The sequence below is a fragment of the Nostoc sp. MG11 genome (assembly GCF_014904695.1).
In the GTDB taxonomy this organism is placed as follows: Bacteria; Cyanobacteriota; Cyanobacteriia; order Cyanobacteriales; family Nostocaceae; genus Komarekiella.
Map to the genome: position 1 here is coordinate 456,157 of NZ_JACXXN010000001.1, position 24,295 is coordinate 480,451.

The window sequence follows — 24,295 nt, forward strand, 5'->3', positions numbered from 1 at the left end:
TTCTTATGCTTGGTAGATGAGTCGTTGAGGTGATACTTCTTCAATTGACAAGCGATCGCGATGTAAATCGCCATATAAGTTGAGATAATCAATTTCATTCGGCTTCAGTTTGCCTTCTTTAACACCTGCGATCGCAGCATCTATGTGTTCCCGCTTTTCCGGGCCCATCAAGGCAACATCCACACAGTTTTGGCTCAAAGAGTAGCGGTATAAATCGGGAACTGAAGGTTGCCAACAATCTTTTGGTAAACCTGCGGGAGTTTCCCAAAGAGGATTCAACATCCCAGCAGACTTAAATGTTACAACCCCTGGTCGTTGAGGGTTGTTAGCATCCAGATGCTTGAAGACATAATCCTGAGCATGACGGTGAGCGACATTGTGTCTGACCATCACCACATCAAGTAAAGGACTGTCTACCCACTGCTGAGCTAGATTGAGATCATGAAAAGAAGCACCTACGTAGCGAACGATACCCATTTTCTTCATGCGTTCTGAAGTGCCAATCATTCTTTCAATCAGACGATGATAAATGCTATTAGAACCTCTCAAGTCGCGAGAGGTATGCATACTATCTTCAAAAACTGCTCCATCATTATGGCCAATCCAACCCCAAAAAAACACATCTATATAGTCCATTTTTAGCTCTGTAAACTGGTCTAGCAGAGCAGCTGTTGCCGCTTCTGTACCTTTGAGGTAAGTCACAGTTGCTAGAACTACTTTCTCCCGCACTGAAGAACTACGACCACATAACTGTCGTAGAGCATCAGACATGGGACTATAGATATAGTGATGTAAATCGCTGGAGTAGAAAAAGTAATTAATTCCTTGATCGAAGGCATAAAGAGTATCCTCGCTGGAAATACTACCACCACCTCCAATACCTAAACAACTGACTGTGAGATCGGTTCGTCCAAGTTTGCGATAAAACGGTAAATTAGAGTTTGAAAACTCGTTAACTACATGATTGGATGCATTTGGTAGCACCGACGAAGATTTCGCAGGAAGATCAAATATTTTCATACTTCTAATGGTGTGTAGATATCTTCAGAACTGGCATTTAGGTAAGCACGCTGCCAGTCTATTCCCAAAAGAGAGAAATGTTGGAGGATTTTATTGATGCGTCCTTCCGAGGATTCATCCCCAGCAAGCCAAGCATCCAACAAACCATTAGCAACAATTTGACAGCGGTTAGTGCCAAAGCTTTCTTGTGTAGAGAATTTTTGGTCTGGCTCCTCTGCCAGTCCTAGTCCTGGTGCTAGTTGTTTGGTGAATAGAGGAACTTCTATTTTAAAATGCGCTATTTCCTCTATGTAAATAGCTTGCAGAGTTGGCAGGACATTCAAGTAATTGCTTTTTTGAAAGTAGAGCACAGCTGAGTCGTATCGCACGTAATCTTCTGGGTTATACAATGCCTTGAAAGTGAAGGGAATAAACAAATCATTCAGTTGTCGCGTCAAATTAGCCATTAGCGCAACTGCACCTTCAGCAGTGAGATTAAAGTAGATGCGTACAGTCCCAGAATTTCCATCTGGATTTCGATGGTCATCTGGGCCAGCATTCCCAACTGCCATGTAGAATCCGTTTTGCACAAAATTCTGAGGCATCTTAATAGCTACTTGTTCACCAACAGCAGCAGATTGGTCAGCTAATTGTAAATGTCTACTACGTTCAATATGTAGGGTCAGCTCTTGTTTGAGGACTGCAAGTTGTCCATCGCTTTCTTGCCTAACCACAGACCAACCAGGATCAAAGTAGCCAGTACCGCTATTGCTATTGTGCAATTGCTCGTAAAATTCTAGGTCAACTCCTAAAAAAGTCTTGTTTTCTGGCTCTTGATCAAGCAGCAAATAATTTGTTGAATTGGTATCTGGTCTAAGAACAGAACGTAAAGAAGCGTTGTAATAAATGCCGTAAAGAAAATTGCTCAGTTGTTGAGTGAGATGCTTGTGTTGCATATCAGAAGGTAACTGATACAGACGCTCTACCATTTGATCTGGTAGTTTTAAAGGTTTGTAATCTGGATGGCTAATACAAAAGTTGGACTCAATTTTAACTTTGCTGACAATATCTTGCAGAGAACTTTGCAGGTGGGATGTAAAATCATCCAATATTTGACTATGTACAGAATCCAGCAGCTTGATCATGATCTAGTTGAAACGAAAAGAACTTAGCTAAGAAAAATAGCAGAGGGAAATTCAGCGATCGCTTTGCCAAAAACCGTTGGCGCTGATTGTTTTGGAGTGCATAACAAGGACTTAGCAACTTGAAGCATGGCAATTCCCATATTTCCAAAGGTTTTTTGATACTGAATTCCTGCCTGAACTTGTTGAATTAAGGTTAATCCAGCAAACTGAATAGCTCTTTGCAAGAAATTAAGACGACAGTCTAGAATTTCTGGGAAGTTCTTCAAATAAGCTTGAGTTAGAGCGGCAATAGAAGGTTGGACTTTTTCTAATGGAACCGTTGCTAATTGCACAGATTCTTCAATACTCAAATTTTTAGTGATAATTAAGCTGTTTAACCAAAGTTGAAGGTAGCTAGCAATCATTGCTCCCAAATCAGCCGCCGGATCTCCCCATGCAGACCTCTCCCAATCCAAAACACGCACAAGATTAGGACTAGATGGTGCATTCTGGCTGAGAGATTGTTCCCAATCTCGATATAAAAGAACGTTGTTTAGCTTTAGATCATTGTGCGTCAAACAACATGGTTCGGAACTTGCACCTAGCTCTGCAACTGCTTGTCTTAAGCTTTCATAGCGTTGATAGAGAACAAAAAACTTGATACCATCCACCGGAACCGTGCCAAAAATTTCTGGTTCAACCCGATCTAAACTTCGAGTGTAGTCAGAAACTCGATAAATAGACTCATCTTGAGAATGTTGAGTCAGGAAATCTTTGTATTCTTGACGGTTTAGCGTTGCACGATGAATTGTAGCTATCACACTTCCTAAAGTAGCTGCAAGCTCAGTTGGAAAGACATTTTCCTTAGCATAAAAATCTGACAAATCACGATAGCTATCCAAGTAACTGCAAACAAGGACTGAGTAATTGGCATCAAAGTGGAGTATTTCTGGAACCCAGGGATGAATGTGCTGTAACTCTGGGAAGCGCTGCAAAAGCTCATAAAACTGCCATTCATGCTGAAATTCACCTGCTGCGTTTCCTTCGCGATCGTAACGTTCCTGTTTAACAAAGAGTTTACGACTACTAGGTAAAGTAATTAGCAGATTGAAGTTTTTACCAGAGATCCGTTCAGTGCTTCCTTGCAAATCCTCATCTATGCAAATACCTTGCTTGCATAAATACTCAAAAACATTTTGAGTGGTTAACCGAAATGTCATAATTTAACCTTCACTGGACTTAAGCCTTGACAAGATTTATCAGATTTTACAAAGGTCAGTCAGATTATGTGTACTAGATACAAGTATTTGCGATCGCAGTTTAAAAATCAATTTTCTTTAGCTGTTAGTTAAGACATAAATGTAACAGTCATGTCTTTTAAGATAGCTGTAGTCTATGAAAATAAAGACTACAGCTAGCAAAATGCTAGACGAACTTATCGACTATGGAAGTCTAGAGGGAAAAGTTCTAGTACGAGTCCAGCTATAAGAGTAAGTCCGAGTCACTGTCACTGAATAAGTGAGAGTTAAACTAACAAGTCCACCTTCTACAGTGGTAATCTCACCCTCAGTTAATTCATTCAGAAAGCTTTCTGAATCGTTGAATAATTCGGAACCTGCTGGTCTAAGATTGTGGATTTTGATGTTAGCCATTTTAGATTCTCCTTAATTTTCAAAAAATTACAGCCGTGACTAGAAAGTCCGAGTGCGAGTCCAGGTGTAAGAGTAAGTCCGAGTCAAGGTCACTGTATAAGTGAGAGTTATGGTTACGGTAGCGCGTGCACCACCTGAAACCCCAAGTTCTTCTTCAGTTAGCTCATTCAGAAAGCTTTCGGAACCCTTGAATAAGTCAGATCCAGCTGGTGCTAGATTATTGATTTTTATGCAAGCCATTTTCAGATACTCCTGAAAACTAAAGTATTAGATTGTCTGGTTTCATAGTTGTTCCAGACAAAAACAAGTATTCATTTTTTGACTTTTAAAATCAATATTTTTAAGTATCTATTTCAGACATTTATGAATTATTCATGTCTCTTGAAATCCAAAAAGCATCTATTAATTTAATTTTAATAAAAAAGCAACTTTATAGATTTAGTTTGGCTAAATCAGGGTTAAATAACATATACAGCAGTTGGCATATTCATGAATAATACATAGGTAGAGACGTTACATGTAACGTCTCTACAGGGTTTCGGGTTTTATTTACATACTTCATTTACCTGAAATCTGCTGTATGTTGTTTCATAACGCTACTTTTACTATTCTTAATTAAGAGTCATTTAATAAAATAGACTAATGCTCAGCAGTAATTCAGCTATTCATCAGAGTTGTACGAATACTGATAAACCCAATAAGAAAAATACTATCCCAATTACAGCAATAATTATTTGAACACCTATAGGGTTATACCGCAGCATCATAAAAGTGCCTAGATTGAAGCTACTGTGAATGATAGAACCAGGAAAAATGAAAAGAGACCATTTTGCTAATAAAAGCGTAAAACCAATGTGGAATGCAGTAGCAGAAAAACGCTCTATTATTCCTAAAAAAGGTGCTGATTCCGTTAGCATACCAAGTTCTTGAAGATACTCCCTAAGTTGGATAGCTTCTTCGTCATTTTTATGGATGAGTGTGGTAATTAAATATCCGCTTAAAACAGCATACGCCACTTCAATTCCTCCCCAACCTAGACCAATTGAGTAGGCAGAAATAAAGTCCTTGCTTACTAGTGTTAGCGTACATAATCTGATTAACTCTTCTATTGGCCCTGAAGAGAGAACCACCCAACGCTGACCTACTTCGGTTGAACTAGCTTTTTTGTTTGCTATCAGTGCTACTGGGCCCCTAAGTATAAGCGCAACAATCCATGCAACAATACCCAAACCAACTAACTTCCAAAGTAGTTCTTTACCCCAAATCAAAGGCAGTAAACCAAACCCCACTGGAATCAGGAGATAAAATGGTGTTGCCAAAATAAATTGACGAAAGCTAGGTAAAGACGTTGCTGTTGGTGTTGACATTAAGTGTCCCTTGTCGTGACTGTTTTTACTTAATTGATTAGAACTACCTCAAATCCTGACTTTTCATAAAATGTTTTGAAATCTTTGTGGAGGCTAGAGGTAGAGTGTAGGAGTTGATAAATTTGCAATGCATCCTAGTTCTTAATTCTCAACGCCTTACACCTAAAAGCCCGTTAAATGAAGAATTTATGCTCATTTTAGTGCCATTCTTGCAAGGTGTGAAATTACCGAAAAGAATTTTTTGGACAACACTGTTACAGTGATGTCTTCAATCTTCCTCATAAATTAGACTTTACAAATATCCTCTAAACGCAAACCAGGAACCCCGGTTTTTTGAATAAACCGGGGTTCTCATATCCCAACTAACCTGATTAAGTTATGGCGCAACCTTTACTTTGACATTACAGGCTCTTTAGCTAAGAAATAATCGTAGGCGAAAAGACCTATAATTACGATGGCGATCGCAATCAGTCCTGCTAACCCAGTTATCCCAACCGTTAAATCGTTTCCTCCCTTAATCAGCGAAATAGGGAGTACAGCAAGTGCATTAGTTGTGCCATGCATAATAGCTGCCGCAATAACTGATTTTGATTTGATTCTGATGTAACTATATATAGGGGATAATAATAAAGTCAAAATTGTCATCATAAGCACACCAATTTGAGGATGCTGAGGATAATTATGTCCTTGCAAAATTAATGGAGCGTGCCATACTCCCCAAGTTAGACCGATAATTGCTGATGACTTCCAGAAACCCATAAAATTAAGTTCTGTTTGCAAAAGTCCTCGCCAGCCTAATTCTTCACCAAAACCAAAAACTGCGTTAATTGTCACACCTGCAATCAAACCTTGCAGTATTCTTGTCAATATCAAAACATAGCTTGGCACAGCAGCTAAATCACTTTGGATTTGTTTTAATTCTTCTGGCGTAACGATAGATTTAATCCGCTCTAATTCCTCTGACATGGTTGGAGAGTATTCAACGCCAGGAAACAGTAAGCTAATAGCTAAAGTAGCAAATACAATTATCAAAGGTAGTAGCCATGCTACCAAAAACCACTTATTTAACTTCCAAGATAACCCTAAAGATTTTAAAGATTCTCTGTAAATCAATTTCTGGGTAATGATAGCAATAAGCATAGGTATAAACATATAAACCGCAGTGACAATCAGTGCGTTAGGCATGACCCATTTCCCGCCTAGTGCAAAGTAAAGAGCTATCAGAAGATAATTGCTTAGGAAAGTAAAAACAATAAATAACAAAGCTTTTTTTATGTTTCTATTCATCACTTTACCTATTGTGATTAATTTTGATATTGTGCATGAACATTTGATATAAAAAACTTACGTGATAATTGCGATAAAAAGGCTGGTCAATAGATATAACAAGCTTTGTAGTCTTTAATCAGACAATATGAAACTACAATTTTACTCCTCCTTGCTGTAATTTCTTAAATGGGTCAAGAATAAAATCAATAATCCGGCGTTGGCGCACAATTACTTCTACCGTCGCTGTATCACCAGGACGCAAATCAGCACATTTATTCGCTGTAAAAATACAATTTTGATTCAAGGCAATTTTTAAATCGTAAGCTGATACTTTACCATTAGGTGTGTCTACTTGTATGGTAGTAGGAGATATTTCTAATAATTTCCCTTCTACTACTCCATAATCTTGAAATGGAAAAGCATCAAACTTTAACTTAACTGGTAATCCTTTCTGTAAAGAACCACTTTCATCTGTTGGCATTTGCGCCCGTATGATTAAAGGCGAATTTATCGGCGCTATCTCCGAAACCATTGTACCAGGCTGCACTAAAGACCCTGCCTTTTCAATTGGCAACTTAAACACCGTACCACTCACAGGGGCTTTTAATACTCTTTGTTTTAATTGAAACTCCAATGAGTTAATCTGAATTTTAGTTTGAGCAATTTCTGCCTGGAGTGTAGTAATTTCTGCTGTCAGATTTTTTAGTTGCTCCTCGCTTTTTAATGCCGCCAACTTACCAGAATGAGTCAAAGTTCGATAACTCCTTTCTTGTTCTTCCAATCGCAGTTTGGCCTGATCAATATCTGCCTTGGCTTGCTGAATGCTGCGTTGATAGTTACTTGTTTGTTCTGCAAAACGTAACTTTGCTTGTTGAATATCTGACTTGTTTTGTTCAAATATTTTTTGTTTTTCTTTAGCGATATCTTCTTTGTCTACGACTTGAATTTCTGAAACAATTCCTTCACGAGTTAACTTACTAAATCTTTCAACTTCTTTCCGGGCACTTGCTAAACTACTCTCTGCTAACTTAATTACATCTTGATTATACTCAAGAGTCGTTTTTGCTTGATTAACTTGAGCTATTTTTTCTTCTTTTTGCAAATTATACGAATTCATAATAGTCTGATAGCTTTGTCGCGCTTGGTCAATTTGAACCTGCTTTTCTAACTCTTGAGCTTGATTTTGTTGTCGTTGTGTCGCCAAAGCTACAGCCAATTGATTTTTTAGTAAATTTGACTGCGATCGCCGATTTAATTGACCTTCTAATTTATCTTTTGCCTGCCGTAATTCTGCATTAATTAATTCTGATTCCAGCACTAACAATGTCTGTCCATCTTTAACTACATCACCTTCTTTTACCCTAATTGCTGTAACTATTCCCTCTACAGCAGCATCCAGTCTCACTGTGTTTCCTTGAGGCTCAAGTTGCCCTCTAGCTGTACCCGTTTCATCCACTTTAAACAGTATTGTCCAAGGTAAAATGATAGATACAAATACCACCAAAAAATATAGTAATCCTCTTGTCCAAACTTTAGGAAAGCTATCGAGTGATTCCTTAGTTACATTAGACCAATCATTAGTTAAAGTAGCTGTAACCGAAGAGGCTAAATTTTGAGAGTGCTGTTGATTATCGGGGATGTTGTTAGTAACTGATCCATTCAATGTATTTGGCATGATTTCTCCTGAACAAATTTTGGATTTTGGGTTGTAGAAACTTAGCGTGCTACATCTCTACTGCCATATTCAACTGCTGTTGATTCAAATAAAAGTAATGCCCTCGCTTTGCCATCAACTCTGAGTGAGTTCCGCTCTCAATCAACATGCCTCTATCTAGCACTAAAATCAAATCTGCATTCTGCACAGTTGAAAGACGGTGAGCAATAACCAAAGCGGTACGTCCTTTGAGAATTGTATTCAAATTCTTTTGAATAATTCTTTCTGATTCTGTATCAAGATGAGAAGTCGCCTCATCTAAAATCAATAACCGAGGATTGCCTAATAAAGCTCTGGCTATAGCAATTCGCTGGCGTTGTCCACCAGACAACAACCCTCCACCTTCACCAATCTGCGTTTCATAACCCATCGGTAAGTTTTTAATAAATTCATTAGCGCCCGCTAGTTTTGCTGCTTCAATAACCTCTGACAAACTTACTTCAGGATGTCCTAAACTAATATTTTCCCGAATCGTACCGCCAAACAAAAAGGTGTTTTGGTCAACAACTCCCACCTGCTGACGTAAAGAACGCAAGAAAATACTGTTAATATCCTGCCCATCAATCAACACTTTGCCATCCGTTGGCGGGTACAACCCCAAAACTAATTTAGAAATCGTCGTCTTTCCTGAACCACTGCGTCCCACTATTGCAACCGTTTGTCCTGGTTTTAGGATAAAACTCAGATTTTCCAAGACATTAATATCGCTTTCAGGGTGATAGCGGAATGTTACGTTATTAAAGCAAATTTCCCCCTGAATTGGTGGTAAAGATTGCCGTGATTGATGGTTTAAGTCTTCCTCTGGTTCTGCATCTAATACATCATTAATGCGTTCTACTGCAATTACAACTTCCTGCAATTCGTTCCACAATACGGTTAATCTTTGGAAGGGTGCAATAATATTATCTAGTAGCATATTAAATGCCACCAGTTGCCCAATAGTTAACTGATTTTGAATCACCAAATGTGCCCCAAACCATAGTAAGAGCGTGGTTGCCATTGCTTGAATTGTATTGCTAAATATTTGCAGACGATTGTTGATAATTTGTCCAGAGAAGTTAGTTTTTATCTCTTTATCTAGTAACTCTTCCCAATGCCAACGTACTGTTTGTTCCACTGCTGTAGCTTTAACTGTCCGCACACCAGTTAAGAATTCAATTAGATAACTACTCTCACTGGCAAAGGCATTAAAGATTTTCCGCGAAATCTTCTGTAAAAAAGGTGTAGCAATTAACGCTAGCAAGAAAAAAGGCGGCACAATCACCAATGACAATAACGCCATTTTCCAACTGTACCAAAACATCAATCCTACATAGATAAAGACCGTGAGTAAGTCCAGCAGAATAGACAACGCCTCACCAGAAAGGAAGCGTTGAATTTTCCGGTTTTCTTGTACGCGAGAGACGATATCCCCCACATAATGCGACTCGAAGAATTTTAAAGGTAGCCGCAGAGTATGACCGATAAAACCAACAATTAACGCTAAATCGACTCTGTTGGCTGTGTGGTCAAGTAGATACTGCCGTAACCCCATCATCGCTACCCGAAAGAGGCTAAACATCACCAATCCTAAGCCCACCGCTGTTAGAGTGAGTTCTGATCGCTGTACTACCACTCTGTCTAAAATCAACTGGGTAAATAGTGGGGTAATCAGCCCAAATATCTGAATAAATACGGAAGCGATGAATATTTCCAACATTACTAAGCCATGAGGCTTCATTAATTCAAAGAATTGCCATGTTGTTGTTGTTGTCTCTTTGGCATCTTTGAACAAGACTGTGGGTTGTAGTAGTAGTGTATAGCCAGTCCAATTAGCTTTAAATTCAGCGTGACTGAGAGTGCATTGACCAATGGCTGGATCTGCTACAACGACCTTTTTCTGGCTGATTTCATGGACAACAATGTAGTGTTTTCCTTCCCAGTGGACAATTGCAGGTAATTTTTGCTTCGCTAGCTGGTCAAGACTTGCTTTTATCGGTCGTGTAGTGAAGCCGATACTTTCTGCTGCTGCCGATAATCCACGCAAGGATGCACCGTCACGGTTAACATTGGCGAGATCACGCAAGCGATTGATACTAAATTGTTTCCCCCAATATCTAGACACCATCACCAAACAAGCTACACCACAATCTGATGCACTTTGTTGGGCAAAAAAAGGATAGCGCCTAATCACCCTTTGCCATAGATGCCCGATTCGTTGTGTGGGAGTGGGTATGTAAGCTTTACTAATTTTTTTCTGTGGCTTTGGCTCTAACGCTGGCGTTGACGAACTATCATTATTAGATTCAACTGCGATCGCTACTGGAGAGTTATTAGAGCTAGTTAATAGGGAACTATGCGATGTCTGAGGACAAGCCGCTTCTCTGCTAGAGGCTCCGCCAACGCGTTTTTGCGCTTGAGTTGACAATTGCTCTCGGATTTGTGGATACTTAGCCATCAATGGCAACAACACTTCACTAGGAACAAAGCACAAGTGCAGATTAATCGCAGCCCTAGCCATGTAAGGCTCAAACTCAGCCTTCGGAAACAAAGTGAATTCGCCAAAGGAATCTCCCGTCTCTAAAGTGGCAATTAACTCATCTGCCTCATCTAGCAACCTCACCTTGCCAGCAGTCACGATGTAAATACCGGATGCAACTTCACCTTGCCAGAACTTTCCTACTTTCGGCTTGAGAACTTTAACTTGTTTAAGACAATGTTGGTATTCCTCTGCGGCAAGAGAACAGCCTAAAGTGTGGCTGAGCTGTTGCAAAGAAATTAATTGCTCGGATAGATTTTCCGCCATGAATGTCTGAATTAGTATTTAATTTTACTGAATTAACAGGTAAAAAATCGTTAGTAATCGGCATCTGTTGAGATTCCAGATCGCAAATCAGGATTTTGGAATTTTTTGTCTGAACAGAGGTATTATTTTCTTTATTAGGCTTTGGTTTACAGGACAAGCCCATCTGTTTTAACAAACGATTAATATGGCGATCGCTTAAATCAATTCCAAATTCTTTCGACAGATGTTTATTCAGCCAATTCCCTGTCCAGCGCGTAAAAGGATAGCCGTAATCACGAGGGCTATGGTTTACTAGTTCTTTCAATCGTTCCAAATATTCCTGATTCACTGTCTTAGGGCCACCAATTGGACAGTCCTGCCACTGGTGCGCCATCCCAGCACGCGCTATATGTGTCCAATGGCGCACTGTCGCTGGACAACATCCCAAAATTTGACTAATCTCTGTTTGGGATTTACCCTCGTCCGCCAACAACATAATTTCAATACGCTGGTGGTAGAACTGAGGTAAATCCTCTTGCATACTTTTTTGCAACAGTTTACGCTGAAACGCATTCAGAAACTTACCTTTAAAGGGTACTGAATTCTGGGCGTTAGAGGTTCCTTGATGATGTGACATAATTGTAAATTAGCAATTGACATGATCAAGTAATATTCATTGCTTAAAAACATTCCTTGAATATCCACAAACTAATATTCAATAAAGATATTTCATCACTAAAGTTCCTCAATGTGAGCCTAAAACTTATGAATAACTTCCAAGTTTTCAGTTTGTTGTTTCAGCCAGGTATGAAACAAATCAGAAAGAATTTTAGAAAACAATTTCTGATCTAATTGCGGTTGAATAATTTCCTCAACTAAAATTAGGTGTGCACCCGAAGAAGTAACAATTGGTTTGAGAAGATGCGGTGGCTTAACAGCAAAAACAGCCGCAGAAATCTCCGGTTTTAAATCATTTCGGGTTACTATCCCTCGATACCCGCCTTTGCGGCGTAATTCTGTATCCTGGATATATTTGTGAGCTACATCATAGAAACTCATCTCGTCTTGCTGAATGATATAAAACAGTTCTATTGCCAAATCTTGATCATCTATAATTAGCTCATAAATAGCTACGCACATGTAATCGAAGTAATTTTCAAAGAAATAAGGTTCAACTTTATCTTTAAATAAATGAGCAGCTAACTTTCCAGAGATAACTGTGTTATGAACTAATTCTTCAAAATCATCTACAGAAAGACCTTTCTTTTCTAACCACGCCAATGTATCATTAGCATTTTCCAGGCGGTTTATGAGTCTGAATTTGTCTGCTGCCTGCTGAAGTTCCTCGGTTTCTGTTGTGATGCCTGCACTAGCAGCAGCACTCTCAATTACCTGACGGCAAAGAATCTCTTCAATTATTTCAGTAATTTTGAAAGATAGCTTGATTTGATGAAGAACATCTTTGCTATTAATGATGGTTGTCTCTGACATGATGTTTCTCCTAGCTTATTCATTTGTTGTCAATTTTAGAAGAAATAAAATATAGAGTACTCGATCAAAGGGGGTCATAATTGAGCTAACGAAAGCCTGTTGTTCTTGGAAGACACGCACCATATATCACCCAAAAAAGAGGGTAATCGCTATGATAATAAGTAATGTTAAGTATTCTTCGGTAGGTTTCCTAAAAACCCTCCAGTAACAGCCACAGGTTTTGACAGACTCCACCACCGTGGAAAGTTAATCTTTAAATAATTTAGTATGTAAGTGATGTTATCATGAAACAATTTTTCTGACACTAAATTTTGGAGTATTGTTGCAAAAAATTCTTAAGAATCTGAAAATTCTTTTAGAAAGTTAACTTTTATACAATCACTCTAAAGGCTTGGGCAATAAATTCTGATTTTAAATTCTGACTTGCATCTATGAACCTGCCTTTTACGAATCATATACATCGTTTCATAACCAAGAAGTGTGATTATCACTGTATGAAATGATTTAAAGTTTCAATCCTGATTTAAGCGATCGCTTCATAAATCAATGAACTGATTTGATATACCTATTTAAGTACTTGATTCGCCATAATTTACACTCCTTGGCTAAGTTTTATTCTTTTTTAAGCTCATAAATTGCAATTAAATCAGCAATATTTTTATTTACATTAATTGCTCTATGAGTTCTATTGTGACAAGCTTTTAAAGCTTTTCGGAAAGAGCGGTGCTACTTAAATAGATATCTGGAGTTGATTTACGAGTTGCCAGAGAGCATCATCTTTGATACAAGTTTTACTTTTACCAGACGAGCCTTAGTCTTTGCAACAGAACTAGCTCAAATCAAAAAGGTACTTGTGTAACTATACAGACATTCCGATTTAGTTAATCATAGTTGTATGACGTTTATCAACTGCTACATGCTAATAGCCGTCGAGTCTAGCGCACTCAACGTTTCCCAATGCCAGTTAAGCAAGTAGTATCAATTATATCTTTTGACAAATTCTCTAACCAACATAAAAAGGTTTGACAATTATGAACACAAAAGACATGAAGATTGAAAAATAGCCCTATATCATACAGCTTCAAATATTTTGCTGATATCACTTAATAAGGCAATATTTTTGTTTTGTCTTATTAAAGTAGTGTTGTGCTTGTTCTAGCCTGAGTTATCTTGCAAATATACAAATGCAACTTCATGATTGATAATGGTCTTTTTCCTAAAACAAATATTGCTTGTACACCCTTAAAGTGGAAAGGGTCAGATTATCTACTCAAAACAGATGCAAAGCAAATTGAGTACTGTTTACACGATATAGACACACCATTCTATATATTGCACACTGGTTCTAGTATTGCGCTTGCAACAGGTGGAGAAATTTCGCCTACAGGAGATTACAATTGCTTAGGTTTAATACCAGCTTTTAATCCTGAGTGTCTTGGTAGTGATGCCTTTAAAAAAGCTCACGGCACAAATTATGCATACCAAGCAGGAGCTATGGCTAATGGTATTGCTTCCATTGATTTGGTAACTTCCCTAGGTAGAAAAGGATATTTAAGCTCGTTTGGCGCAGCAGGTTTACCTTTGAAGAGAGTAGAAGAAGCTATCACAACTCTCCAAGCTACTCTTCATGATGCTCCTTATGCTTTCAATCTTATTCACAGTCCTTCCGAACCCAACTTGGAAAGAGAATGTGTGGAATTGTATTTGAAGTACGGAGTAAAAACGGTAGAAGCGTCTGCTTTTATGAACTTAACGCCTAATATCGTTTATTATCGCGCTGCTGGACTTTCTCAGGGTAGTCATGGCGAGATTATAGCTAGAAATAACATTATCGCTAAAATTTCTCGCAGAGAAGTTGCAGAAGTCTTCATGAAGCCAGCACCAGATAAGATACTGCAAGATTTGGTATCAAAAGGTCTAATTACTACAGAACAAAGTGCTTTGGCTCAAAAAGTTCCTGTAGCTAGTGACATTACTGTAGAAGCCGATTCAGCAGGGCACACAGATAATAGACCACTTGTTTGTTTACTGCCTTTGATTCAAGAGATTAGAAACCGCATCCAACAAGAGTACAAGTACGAAAAAAACATTAGAGTCGGAGCTGGAGGCGGAATAAGCACACCTCAAGCGGCTTTAGCTGCTTTTGCGATGGGAGCAGACTACATCGTGACTGGTTCGGTGAATCAAGCGTGTAGAGAGTCTGGAGCATCGGAAATCGTCAAAGCCGCATTAGCACAAGCAGACATTGTAGATTTTGCTATGGCTCCTGCCGCAGATATGTTTGAAATGGGCGTAAAGGTACAAGTCCTCAAAAGAGGAACGCTTTTTGCTATGCGTGCCCAGAAACTCTATGAAATTTATCGACAATATGATTCTATCGATGAAATTCCATTGATAGAAAGGAAAAAAATTGAAGAACAGTTGTTTCAAAAAAACTTAGATACGGTGTGGGATGAAACTGTTCAGTTTTTCCAGGAACGTGACCCTAGTCAAATTCAGAAAGCTTTAGAAAATCCCAAGAAAAAAATGGCCCTAATTTTTAGATGGTATTTAGGAAAATCATCTTTCTGGGCTAAAGCTGGAATGCAAGAACGAAAAATGGATTATCAAGTATGGTGCGGCCCAGCAATGGGAGCATTCAATGAGTGGGTAAAGGGTTCTTACTTGGAGACACCAGAAAACCGTCATGTTATTGATGTTGCTTACCATTTGATGAAAGGAGCTGCTTATCTCTTCCGTATCCGTCAACTTAATAGTTTAGGGGTAAATTATGTTGATAGTTACGGAACTTATAAAGTAACACCATAATCTTTCATCTTTCTCACTCTATGTAATTGGAGAAACGAAGCATTAATCCAATTATCAAAGCTGGGATTTTTCTCAAAAGTCCTTGGTTTGATGGGACTTTTCATGAAATGAATCATTTCTAATTATTCACTTAAATTTTAGCAGGTTAAGTAGAAGCAATGCCAAAACTTAAATTTCCTCAATCTCAACAAGCAGCTAGTCAGGTGAAGAAATATTTACCTGGAGGAGTTCATTACAATTTTCGGTATGAGGGCAAAGATACCATCATACCTTTTAACAGAGGAAAAGGCTCAAGAGTATGGGATTTAGACAACAATGAACATCTTGATTTATTTTGTAAATTTGGTGCTTTGATTGTCGGACATCAAAATGAAGAATATAATGCAAAGTTAATTTACTACATCAATAAAGTACTTTCCGTAGACCAATGCGATTTGGAAGAACGCGTTTGTGAACGGATTATTCATCATGTGCCTAGTGCTGAAATGGTACGTTTCGGGCTGAGTGGCACAGAAGCCGTGCAAAATGCGATTAGGCTTGCCAGAGCCTATACAGGTAAGCCCAAATTTGTCCGCTTCCAAGGGCATTATCACGGTAATGCAGACAATATTATGGGTGGTAAACCAACATCTTCTGAGTATCCTGTCCCTGTTGAATATGAAGGAGATTACATGGGTACTGATGGACGTGCTCCTAACATTTTGGAGGAGCAGTCTTTCCTTATCCCCTGGAATAATATTGATGCTTTAGAAAAGCTATTGCTATATCGTGGTGATGAAATTGGCATTATTTTGATGGAGCCTATTTGTATCAATGGAGGCGGAATAGTACCTGCACCAGGATATTTAGAAAAGGTTAGAGAACTGTGCGATCAATATCACATAGCACTTATATTTGATGAAGTGATTACCGGTTTTAGAGTCGCTCTAGGCGGGGCACAATCCCTGTTAGGTGTAACACCTGATATTACTGTTTTTGCCAAGGCAATGGGTGGAGGTGCTCTACCAATGTCTGCCATTGTCGGCAAGAAGGAAATCATGCAACTCTATACGGATAATAAAGTTATCCACGCCGGCACATTCAATGGTTATCCACTTGGATTAGCTGCTGTACTAGCAACCATTGAGTTGTTGGAAAACGATCCATCATGTTATGAGAGAATGGCTAATTACCTGACACAAATAGGTCAGTCTCTTGTGGATGCTGCAAAAAATGTCGGAATACCAATGGTAGCTCAAGGTGTACCTGGTGTTTTAGTTTTCCATTCTGAGTCAGCACCACTTACTAAAGCTGAAGGTTACAACGAAACTACCAAGCTGCGGGATATCTTGATTACACGGCTTGCTAGAAATTATGGCATCCAATTTTCCCCGGTTTCTAGGTTTTTTAGTAATCTGCTCATGGATGACTCTGATGTAACTTTCTTTAAAGAAAGGATAGGTGAAGTCATGACTGATATCGCCAGAATTAACGAATTTTTGTAGTGACAAGATTACGAATAATTGACAGGACTAAAGTGATTAATGCGCTTTAGGGCATAGGGTGCGGAGCGTAATAGCACGCACCATTCCCCAACAATTTCATCAATTCAATCTTGTTTATTTGCCTCACGCAGAGAGAAGTTTAAGCAATACCTTTTGCCGCTGCGACAACTCTGGACAAGCAAGTGGCGACTTGAGCAAAGTGTACGTTGCGCAAGAAAGAACGTAAAATTAAGACTTTTGCAAGACGGGCAGCTGGTCATTGAGTAAAGGGGCTTCTCAAGTGTTCCAGACAATGCATATTTAGAACTTGAGAATAATGCACAGTAACTATCAAATAAAAAGTCAAGATAGAATAGCAGTTGTCACTGGAGCAGCAGGCAGATTTGGACACCAGATTGTGCTGCAATTGTTGGCAGCAGGATTTTATGTAGCAGCAACAGATGCTTCTGAAGAGAAGCTGGCAAGCTTGCAGACTTATCTAGGATCTTTTGAAAGACTTGGCTTGCTTTTTATGGATTCATGTAATTTGCAAAGCATTCAGAAAGCTGGTGAGCAGATTACTAATCTATTTGGAGAGCAGATTTTCGTTTTAGTTAACAATGCAGACATTTTGGAGCCTACTCCTATTTTGTCGTCAGAACATCATGATAAAGTCAGGGAAATTATCGATACCAATCTGATAGGAACTTATAATTGCACCAGCTTTTTCTCCAGGTTCATGGTCAAAAGGAAAAGTGGACGCATTATTAACATTGCTTCTATTGCAGGTACTTGGGGAGCGTCTTTTGCCTCTGCGTATGCTGCTTCCAAAGCTGGGATGATTGCTGCTTCTAGATCTTGGGCCAGAGAACTAGGTTCTTATGGTGTGTGCGTAAATGCGATCGCGCCAGGTAGCTGCCATCCTAATACGCTAGAAAGTGCTGAGCAACAAAATTCTTCTGTTTCATTGAGAAAAAAGATATTGCTGGATTTTATTCCTGTTAGTCGTTTTGGCAATCCTGAAGATGTGGCTGAAGTAGTTCTATTTCTAGCTACATGTAAAACCAATTATCTCAACGGTGCAATACTCGATTTAGACGGTGGGATAAATAAGGGATAAATAAGCTTATATAATCCGAATTTATTTGTGAAAGTTATAGTTTCAATTTGACGAACTACCAATACTTTCAATAAATAGATAGCCGGGGATTTATATAGGAATTAGCAATACATTTTAACTGAATAAAATGAACAGTAACTATCAAATGATTAATCAAGATAGAATAGCAGTTGTCACCGGAGCAGCCGGGGGGTTTGGACAGCAAATTGTTCTTCAATTGTTGGCAGCAGGATTTTATGTTGCAGCAACAGATCTTTTTGAAGACAAGTTAGAACGCTTGCAGAATTATGTAGGTTCTTCGGAAAAGCTTGGCTTATTTGGTATGGATATATGTGATTTGCAAAGCGTTCAAAAAGCTGGTGAGCAAATTATTAATTTATTTGGAGATAAGATTTTTGTTCTGGTTAATAATGCAGGTATTTTTGGGCGGACTCCAGTTTTGTTGACAGAATATCATGAGAAAGCACGGCAAATAATCGATACCAATCTGATAGGAACTTACAATTGCACGAGCTTTTTCTCTAAGTTCATGGTTAAAAGGAAAAGTGGACGTGTGATTAATATTTCTTCTATGGCGGGTACTTGGGGAGCGTCCTTTGCTTCTGCTTATTCTGCTTCTAAGGCTGGGATGATTGCTGCTTCTAAATCTTGGGCCAGAGAACTAGGTGCTTATGGCGTGTGTGTGAATGCGATCGCGCCAGGTATCTTTCAAACCAATATGTTGGAACGGGCTGAGGAAGACGAACGTTCTGTTTCTATGAAAAAAAAGATAGTGCTGGATTATATTCCTGCTGGTCGTTTTGGCAATTCTGAAGATGTAGCTGAAGTCGTTCTATTTTTAGCAACATGTAAAACTGATTATCTCAACGGAGCAATATTCGAGTTAGATGGTGGTTTGAATATCGGCACTTTAGAAAGTATACATTTGAGTTAAACATTGATTATGAATCAAGTAGATTGCAAAAATATTTTCATCACAGGTGTAACAGGGGTAGTAGGGGGAAGACTCCTATATGAAATTCTTGCCTCTACACAAGCAAATGTATATTGCTTAGTCAGAGCAGATAATGTCCAAAAAGCTAAACAAAGAATTGCTGATATTCTTACAGTTTATGACCCACAACATAAAATATTTTCCCAGTTTGAATCAAGAACTAATGTTATAATTGGGGATATTACCAATAAGCACTTTGGGTTAACAACTGAAGATTATTCTCACCTTGTTCAGAAGATTGATCAAGTTTTTCACGTAGCTGCAAACGTTAATATGGTAGCTAGTTTTGAAAAATTAGCTGAGGTCAATCTAAAAGGCACTTCAGAAGTTATTGAATTTTGCCTAGCTGGTCAAATTCCCATGCTCCATACATCTAGCTATAGTGTTATAGGTAGTAAAACTATGGAGCCAGGTTTAGTATTCAAAGAAACCGACCTTGATATTGGGCAGACTTTTGATAACCAAAATTATGAACATACTAAACTGCAAGCAGAGCAGCGAGTTCATGAGGCGGGAAATCGAGGACTCAAATGGGTAATTGTAAGACTTGGTGATATTCTTGGTGACAGTAAAACTGGTTGTTATCCGCTCACAGGTACAACTATTAAAGGCATATATTATGGTATTATTAAGGCTATTGTTGATACAGGGCTATTCTTTTTCTTAAAAGATTACTTTTACATTACGCCAGTTGATTATGCGGCAGAATCTTCGCTTCACTTAGCGCTTAATCCAGAGGCTTACGGTAAAACTTTTCACATTATTAATCCCGACTGTAAATCATTTTACGATTTTGTTAATCTGATCGTGGATGTTGGCTACAGAGTCAAAATACTTCCCTATGAAAAATACATATCTCTGTTTAGAGATAATTCAGTCTTCAAAGAAGGGAAGATTTACAGTTCTTCTTTTATTAATCTGTTGTTATTTTCGGATCTGATCACAGGTTCAGAATTATCTCCAGAATTGATAGATACATCAGTAATCATTGATACATCAAATGCCGAAGAATTTCTTTCAAAGGCTAATATTTTCTGCCACAAGGTTGATATTGATTTACTCTCAACTTACTTGAAATATTGTGTAGAAAAAGGCTTTATAGCCTCTCCGGCTAACCAGTCTCCCCTAGCGACTATCAAATATTAACCTTCAGCAGATGGGTAGATATCGGGAAAGACCGTAGTATCTCATCAAGCACAAATTCAAAATAGTTGAATGACAGATTTCCAGCACTACTTATTAACTTCAAGAGAAAACCGATGACAAACAATTTGAGTACTTTGGATACAGCTACAACTAATACAACATCTCCTGTATGTTCTTACAATGAATGGGATCCGCTCGAAGAAGTCATCGTCGGCATTGTTGATGGGGCGATGGTTCCATCCTGGCATACTATCTATCGGGTGACGATACCTGGTGGTCAGGATAAAGAAGTGAACGAAATGAGCAAGCAGATAGAGCAATATCGGCTTCCTTATCCAAAGAGGATGATTGAGGCTGCTACTAAGAACCTCAAAGAATTCGTCCATATTCTTGAATCTGAGGGAGTTGTAGTACGTCGTCCTGATGTTGTTAACCATTCTGCATCCTTTAACACACCTGCTTGGAAGATACTTAATGGCTTCTGTTCTGCAAATCCTCGTGACGTATTTATAGTTATTGGGAATGAGATTATTGAGGCTCCTATGGCCGATAGGGGTCGTTATTTTGAAACTTGGGGCTATCGTTCTCTGCTCAAAGAGTACTTCAAGGGAGGAGCTAAGTGGACTGCGGTTCCTAGACCACAACTACTTGATGATCTCTATGACCAAGATTACAAATTCCCGGCTCCTGGCGAGAAGATGCGCTATGTAATCAACGAGTTTGAGCCTACTTTTGATGCAGCGGACTTTGTACGCTTTGGTCGGGATATTGTTGTACAGAAGAGTCATGTTACCAATAGCTTTGGTATCGCTTGGTTACAACGTCACATAGGTGATGATTATCGCATACATGTGGTAGATTCCCTTTGCCCACAAGCATTACACATCGATACCACCTTAGTTCCCCTCGCTCCAGGGAAGGTATTAGTGAATCCGATTAATTTAGATGTGAATAAACTTCCTGACTTCTTAAAATCTTGGGATATCTTGATTGCGCCTGAACCTAACAGAACTCCTAAGACACTTTATGGAACAAATGTAATTAGCCATTGGGTGAACATGAACGTGCTGAGTATAGACGAAGAGAGAGTTGTCGTCGAAAAATCTCAGGAGTACATGATCAAAGCACTAAAAGACTGGGGATTTAAACCCATCGTATGTGAGTTTGAAGATTATTATCCATTCTTGGGTTCTTTCCACTGTTCAACACTTGATGTTCGTAGGCGCGGTGTACTCAAGTCCTATGCTTGACCATCTCTCTGAGTGGTTGAGGAAAGTTAGTAGAAGTAAAAAACTACTAACTTTCCGTCCCCTCAGGGGATAGAGATTAAATTGGGTGGGCGATACGACAAAGTGATATTTAACAAATAAATAAGCGATATCTCAACAATTCATTAAATAAAAATAAGGAATAGTAATGAAGCAGATAAATCATCCTACTCCTATTGCTATTGTTGGCATTGGATCTCTTTTCCCGGAAGCAAAAACAGTTGGAGACTTTTGGGATAATATTCTAACTCGAAAAAATTGCATTAAAGAGATAGTTGATGAAGACCCAAGTTTTGAAGGTTACTGGAGTATTGATGAGTATTTTGATCCAGATCCATCTGCTCCAGATAAAACATATAGCAAAATCGGTGCTTTTATTCCAGAAGTAAAATTTGATCCGATGGAATTTGGAATTCCACCAATCAACTTAGAGTCAATTAGTACTACACAATTAATGGCACTACTAATAGCTAAGCAGGCTTTAGCGGATGCTGGTTACAACCGAGATGAATCTACGGCTGCAATCCGTGACAGAACAGGGGTTATTCTTGGGGTTGGAGGGTGTGGTAATACTGCTTTTCCACTGACAACGAGAAATAATTCTCCCCAGTGGGAAAAGGTCATCAAAAACTTTGGTTTTCCTGATGAAATGGTTATTGCCATCGTAGAGAAACTGAAAGATTTATATGCAGGTTGGCGAGAAAGTAGTTTTCCTGGTTTGCTAAGCAATGTAGTAGCTGGTCGGATTACTAGCCACTTTGATTTAGGAGGGACTAACTGCACTATTGATGCAGCTTGTGCTAGTAGCTTAGCAGCTATCAAGATGGCGATCGCAGAGTTAGCTGATGGTAGTTGTGATGCAGTATTAACTGGTGGAGTTAATGTTGATAATTCCATCTTCGCCTATATGTGTTTTAGTAAGACTCCAGCACTTTCTAGAGAAGGTCGTTCTCGTCCTTTTGATGCATCATCTGATGGCATTGTTTTAGGTGATGGCGTAGGGATGATGGTTTTGAAGCGTTTAGAAGATGCAGAAAGAGATCATAATAAAATTTATGGTGTAATTAAGGGTATAGGTACTTCCAGTGATGGACGGGCAAAAAGTATCTATGCTCCGAGGTTTGAAGGGCAGGTAAAAGCTTTAGATAGAGCTTATGAGAAAACGGGGATCAGCCCTAAACAAATTCAATTAGTTGAAGCACATGGAACAGGAACGGTTGCTGGAGATATATGTGAATTTCAAAGTATTAGTCATGTATATAAGCAAAATCAAGTCGCAAATTACTCTGTAGCTTTAGGTAGCGTAAAATCTCAGATTGGACATACCCGAACCGCTGCTGGTTCTGCTGCTTTAATTAAGACGACTTTGGCTTTATATCATAAAATATTACCTCCGACAATTAATATTGTTCAACCAAACCCCAAATTTGATCTGGAGAACAGTAGTTTTTATTTAAATACTGAAGCTAGACCTTGGATTCAACCTATTGATGGTTCTAAACGTCGGGCGGCAATCAGTTCTTTTGGTTTTGGAGGTACTAACTTTCACGTAATTGTAGAGGAATATCAACAAGAGCATGATGCTGTGTATAGAATGCATAATGTTCCTGATATTGTGCTCATATATGCAGGCGATCGCAATGCTTTGATTAAAAAATGTGCGGATTTACTGGATATTTTTAAATCGGAATCTGGCAAAAATGATTATTACCAATATCTCAATCATACCAAAAACAAAGATATTCCAATAAACTCAGCAAGAATTGGTTTTGTCAGTGAGTCATTAGAGCAAACTATAGAACTTTTGAAGGAATCTTTATCAATATTTAGTTCTAACTCTAAAGATAACTGGCAACATCCTAAAGGCATTTACTACCGAACTGCTGGCATGAACTTGAAGGGTAGAGTTGTAGCTTTATTCCCAGGGCAAGGTTCACAATACTTGAATATGGGGATAGATTTTGCTAAAAACTATCCAGAAATGCGTAGAGTTTTATCAGAGATAAATCAACTCTTCTATCAACAGAAGCAGTCTATTTTATCTGATATCATTTATCCGCCTTCAGTCTTTGATGAAAATAACATCATCAAACAGAAAAATGAGATTTTGAAAACTGAACATGGACAGCCAGCTATTGGTGCTATCAGTGTAGGAATTTACAAAATACTTCAAAAAGCTGGGTTTAAACCTGACTTTGTGATTGGACATAGTTTTGGCGAAATTACTGCTCTATGGGCATCAGGCGCTCTCAGCGATCACGATTTTTATAAACTTGCCATAGCTAGAGGACACGCCATGAGGGCAGAAAACTCCTCAGTCAAAGAGAGGGGTTCAATGCTAGCAGTTAATGCTTATGAAGTAGATGTCAATGCTCTAATTGCTAATTACTCTGATGTCATAATCACTAATTACAATTCCAACTCTCAGATAGTTTTAGGCGGAGCAGAGCAATCGATAAAGGCGTTATATCATACGTTGCAAAAGCAGGGAGTTCAATCTACTCTTTTAGCTGTTGATAATGCGTATCATACGAATTTTGTCAGACATGCTGCTGAACCTTTTGCTAGAGAAATTTCTCAAACAAACTTCCAAACGCCTTCTATCCCTGTTTATTCCAACGTAACTAGTAAACCTTATCCTCACAATGCAGATGATATTAAAAAAATACTTGCAACTCACTTGTTAAGTCCAGTTGCTTTTAAACAAGCAATAGAAACAATATATAATCAAGGAGGTTATGTGTTTGTTGAAATTGGGCCGAAAAACACATTAACCAACTTTGTGAGCGATATTCTTAAAGGTCGAGAACATTTGGCGATCGCTCTCAACCCGCGTTCCCAAAACAGTTCAGAATACGAGTTTCGCCGTTCTATAGTCCAACTTTTGGTAGGTGGTCTTGTGATTCAAGATATTGACCCTTATCAAACACCAAAACCTATTGAGCAACCTAAATCTGGAAGAAGCGTAGCTGTCAATTTGAATGGTGGGTTTTATTTCAATCCTAAAACTAAAGAACTCAGAGAAAAAGCACTTTTTGAAAAAGACACATCGCTTTTAGATGAATTTCTCAATAAGCAAGCGCCATCACGTTCTTAATGCTAAGCGTGAAAATCAA

General features: G+C 38.6%; 18 protein-coding genes. 7 read left to right on the forward strand and 11 right to left on the reverse strand.

The genetic code is table 11. The features are described from left to right. Positions 1 to 3: 3 nt before the first annotated feature. From HCR01_RS01955 to HCR01_RS02005, 11 genes are all read right to left on the reverse strand, one after another. Positions 4 to 1,020 (reverse strand): aldo/keto reductase, encoded by a 1,017-nt coding sequence (locus tag HCR01_RS01955; protein WP_193193979.1) that lies wholly within the window; start codon positions 1,018 to 1,020, stop codon positions 4 to 6. Next, positions 1,017 to 2,141, reverse strand: a complete 1,125-nt coding sequence (locus tag HCR01_RS01960; protein WP_193194245.1) for a T3SS effector HopA1 family protein — start codon at positions 2,139 to 2,141, stop codon at positions 1,017 to 1,019. The genes HCR01_RS01955 and HCR01_RS01960 overlap by 4 nt, the downstream gene beginning before the upstream one ends. A 26-nt stretch (positions 2,142 to 2,167) precedes the next feature. Beyond that, positions 2,168 to 3,343 carry a phosphotransferase family protein gene (locus HCR01_RS01965; RefSeq protein WP_193193981.1) on the reverse strand — a complete coding sequence of 392 codons (1,176 nt, stop codon included), beginning with the start codon at positions 3,341 to 3,343 and terminating at the stop codon, positions 2,168 to 2,170. A gap of 222 nt (positions 3,344 to 3,565) precedes the next feature. Continuing rightward, positions 3,566 to 3,775 (reverse strand): hypothetical protein, encoded by a 210-nt coding sequence (locus HCR01_RS01970; protein WP_193193984.1) that lies wholly within the window; start codon positions 3,773 to 3,775, stop codon positions 3,566 to 3,568. A 39-nt stretch (positions 3,776 to 3,814) separates the two neighbouring features. Beyond that, a complete protein-coding gene (locus tag HCR01_RS01975) occupies positions 3,815 to 4,015 on the reverse strand; it encodes a hypothetical protein (protein WP_193193986.1) in 201 nt (66 codons plus the stop codon). Positions 4,016 to 4,443: 428 nt separating this feature from the next. Beyond that, on the reverse strand, positions 4,444 to 5,142 hold the full coding sequence (locus HCR01_RS01980; protein WP_193193987.1) for a YhfC family glutamic-type intramembrane protease: 699 nt from the start codon (positions 5,140 to 5,142) through the stop codon (positions 4,444 to 4,446). A gap of 390 nt (positions 5,143 to 5,532) precedes the next feature. Further along, positions 5,533 to 6,327, reverse strand: a complete 795-nt coding sequence (locus HCR01_RS01985) for a CPBP family intramembrane glutamic endopeptidase (protein ID WP_226889034.1) — start codon at positions 6,325 to 6,327, stop codon at positions 5,533 to 5,535. Between the two features lie 235 nt (positions 6,328 to 6,562). Next, the gene (locus HCR01_RS01990; protein WP_193193991.1) at positions 6,563 to 8,086 is read right to left on the reverse strand and encodes an HlyD family efflux transporter periplasmic adaptor subunit; all 1,524 of its coding nucleotides are present in this window, start codon (positions 8,084 to 8,086) and stop codon (positions 6,563 to 6,565) included. Positions 8,087 to 8,135: 49 nt separating this feature from the next. Further along, entirely contained in the window at positions 8,136 to 10,910 is a 2,775-nt protein-coding gene (locus tag HCR01_RS01995; protein ID WP_193193993.1) for a peptidase domain-containing ABC transporter, read from the reverse strand. Next, positions 10,813 to 11,526 carry a helix-turn-helix domain-containing protein gene (locus tag HCR01_RS02000; RefSeq protein ID WP_193193995.1) on the reverse strand — a complete coding sequence of 238 codons (714 nt, stop codon included), beginning with the start codon at positions 11,524 to 11,526 and terminating at the stop codon, positions 10,813 to 10,815. Before HCR01_RS02000 ends, HCR01_RS01995 begins: the two co-directional genes overlap by 98 nt. Before the next feature lie 119 nt (positions 11,527 to 11,645). Next, a complete protein-coding gene (locus HCR01_RS02005; RefSeq protein ID WP_193193997.1) occupies positions 11,646 to 12,380 on the reverse strand; it encodes a peptidylprolyl isomerase in 735 nt (244 codons plus the stop codon). Positions 12,381 to 13,574: 1,194 nt separating this feature from the next. Here HCR01_RS02005 and HCR01_RS02010 point away from each other — a divergent pair. The 7 genes from HCR01_RS02010 (at position 13,575) to HCR01_RS02040 (ending at position 24,276) form a co-directional block, all read left to right on the forward strand. Next, a complete protein-coding gene (locus HCR01_RS02010; RefSeq protein WP_193193999.1) occupies positions 13,575 to 15,188 on the forward strand; it encodes a PfaD family polyunsaturated fatty acid/polyketide biosynthesis protein in 1,614 nt (537 codons plus the stop codon). A 158-nt stretch (positions 15,189 to 15,346) separates the two neighbouring features. After that, positions 15,347 to 16,672, forward strand: a complete 1,326-nt coding sequence (locus tag HCR01_RS02015) for an aspartate aminotransferase family protein (protein WP_193194001.1) — start codon at positions 15,347 to 15,349, stop codon at positions 16,670 to 16,672. Between the two features lie 316 nt (positions 16,673 to 16,988). Further along, positions 16,989 to 17,771 carry an SDR family NAD(P)-dependent oxidoreductase gene (locus HCR01_RS02020; RefSeq protein ID WP_193194003.1) on the forward strand — a complete coding sequence of 261 codons (783 nt, stop codon included), beginning with the start codon at positions 16,989 to 16,991 and terminating at the stop codon, positions 17,769 to 17,771. 127 nt (positions 17,772 to 17,898) lie between these two features. Next, positions 17,899 to 18,705, forward strand: coding sequence for an SDR family NAD(P)-dependent oxidoreductase (locus HCR01_RS02025; protein ID WP_226889036.1), 807 nt, complete (start codon positions 17,899 to 17,901; stop codon positions 18,703 to 18,705). Between the two features lie 9 nt (positions 18,706 to 18,714). Further along, positions 18,715 to 19,911, forward strand: coding sequence for an SDR family oxidoreductase (locus HCR01_RS02030; RefSeq protein WP_193194005.1), 1,197 nt, complete (start codon positions 18,715 to 18,717; stop codon positions 19,909 to 19,911). A 113-nt stretch (positions 19,912 to 20,024) separates the two neighbouring features. Beyond that, entirely contained in the window at positions 20,025 to 21,161 is a 1,137-nt protein-coding gene (locus HCR01_RS02035; protein ID WP_193194007.1) for an amidinotransferase, read from the forward strand. A 166-nt stretch (positions 21,162 to 21,327) separates the two neighbouring features. Next, positions 21,328 to 24,276 (forward strand): type I polyketide synthase, encoded by a 2,949-nt coding sequence (locus HCR01_RS02040; RefSeq protein ID WP_193194009.1) that lies wholly within the window; start codon positions 21,328 to 21,330, stop codon positions 24,274 to 24,276. The last annotated feature ends 19 nt before the right edge of the window (positions 24,277 to 24,295 follow it).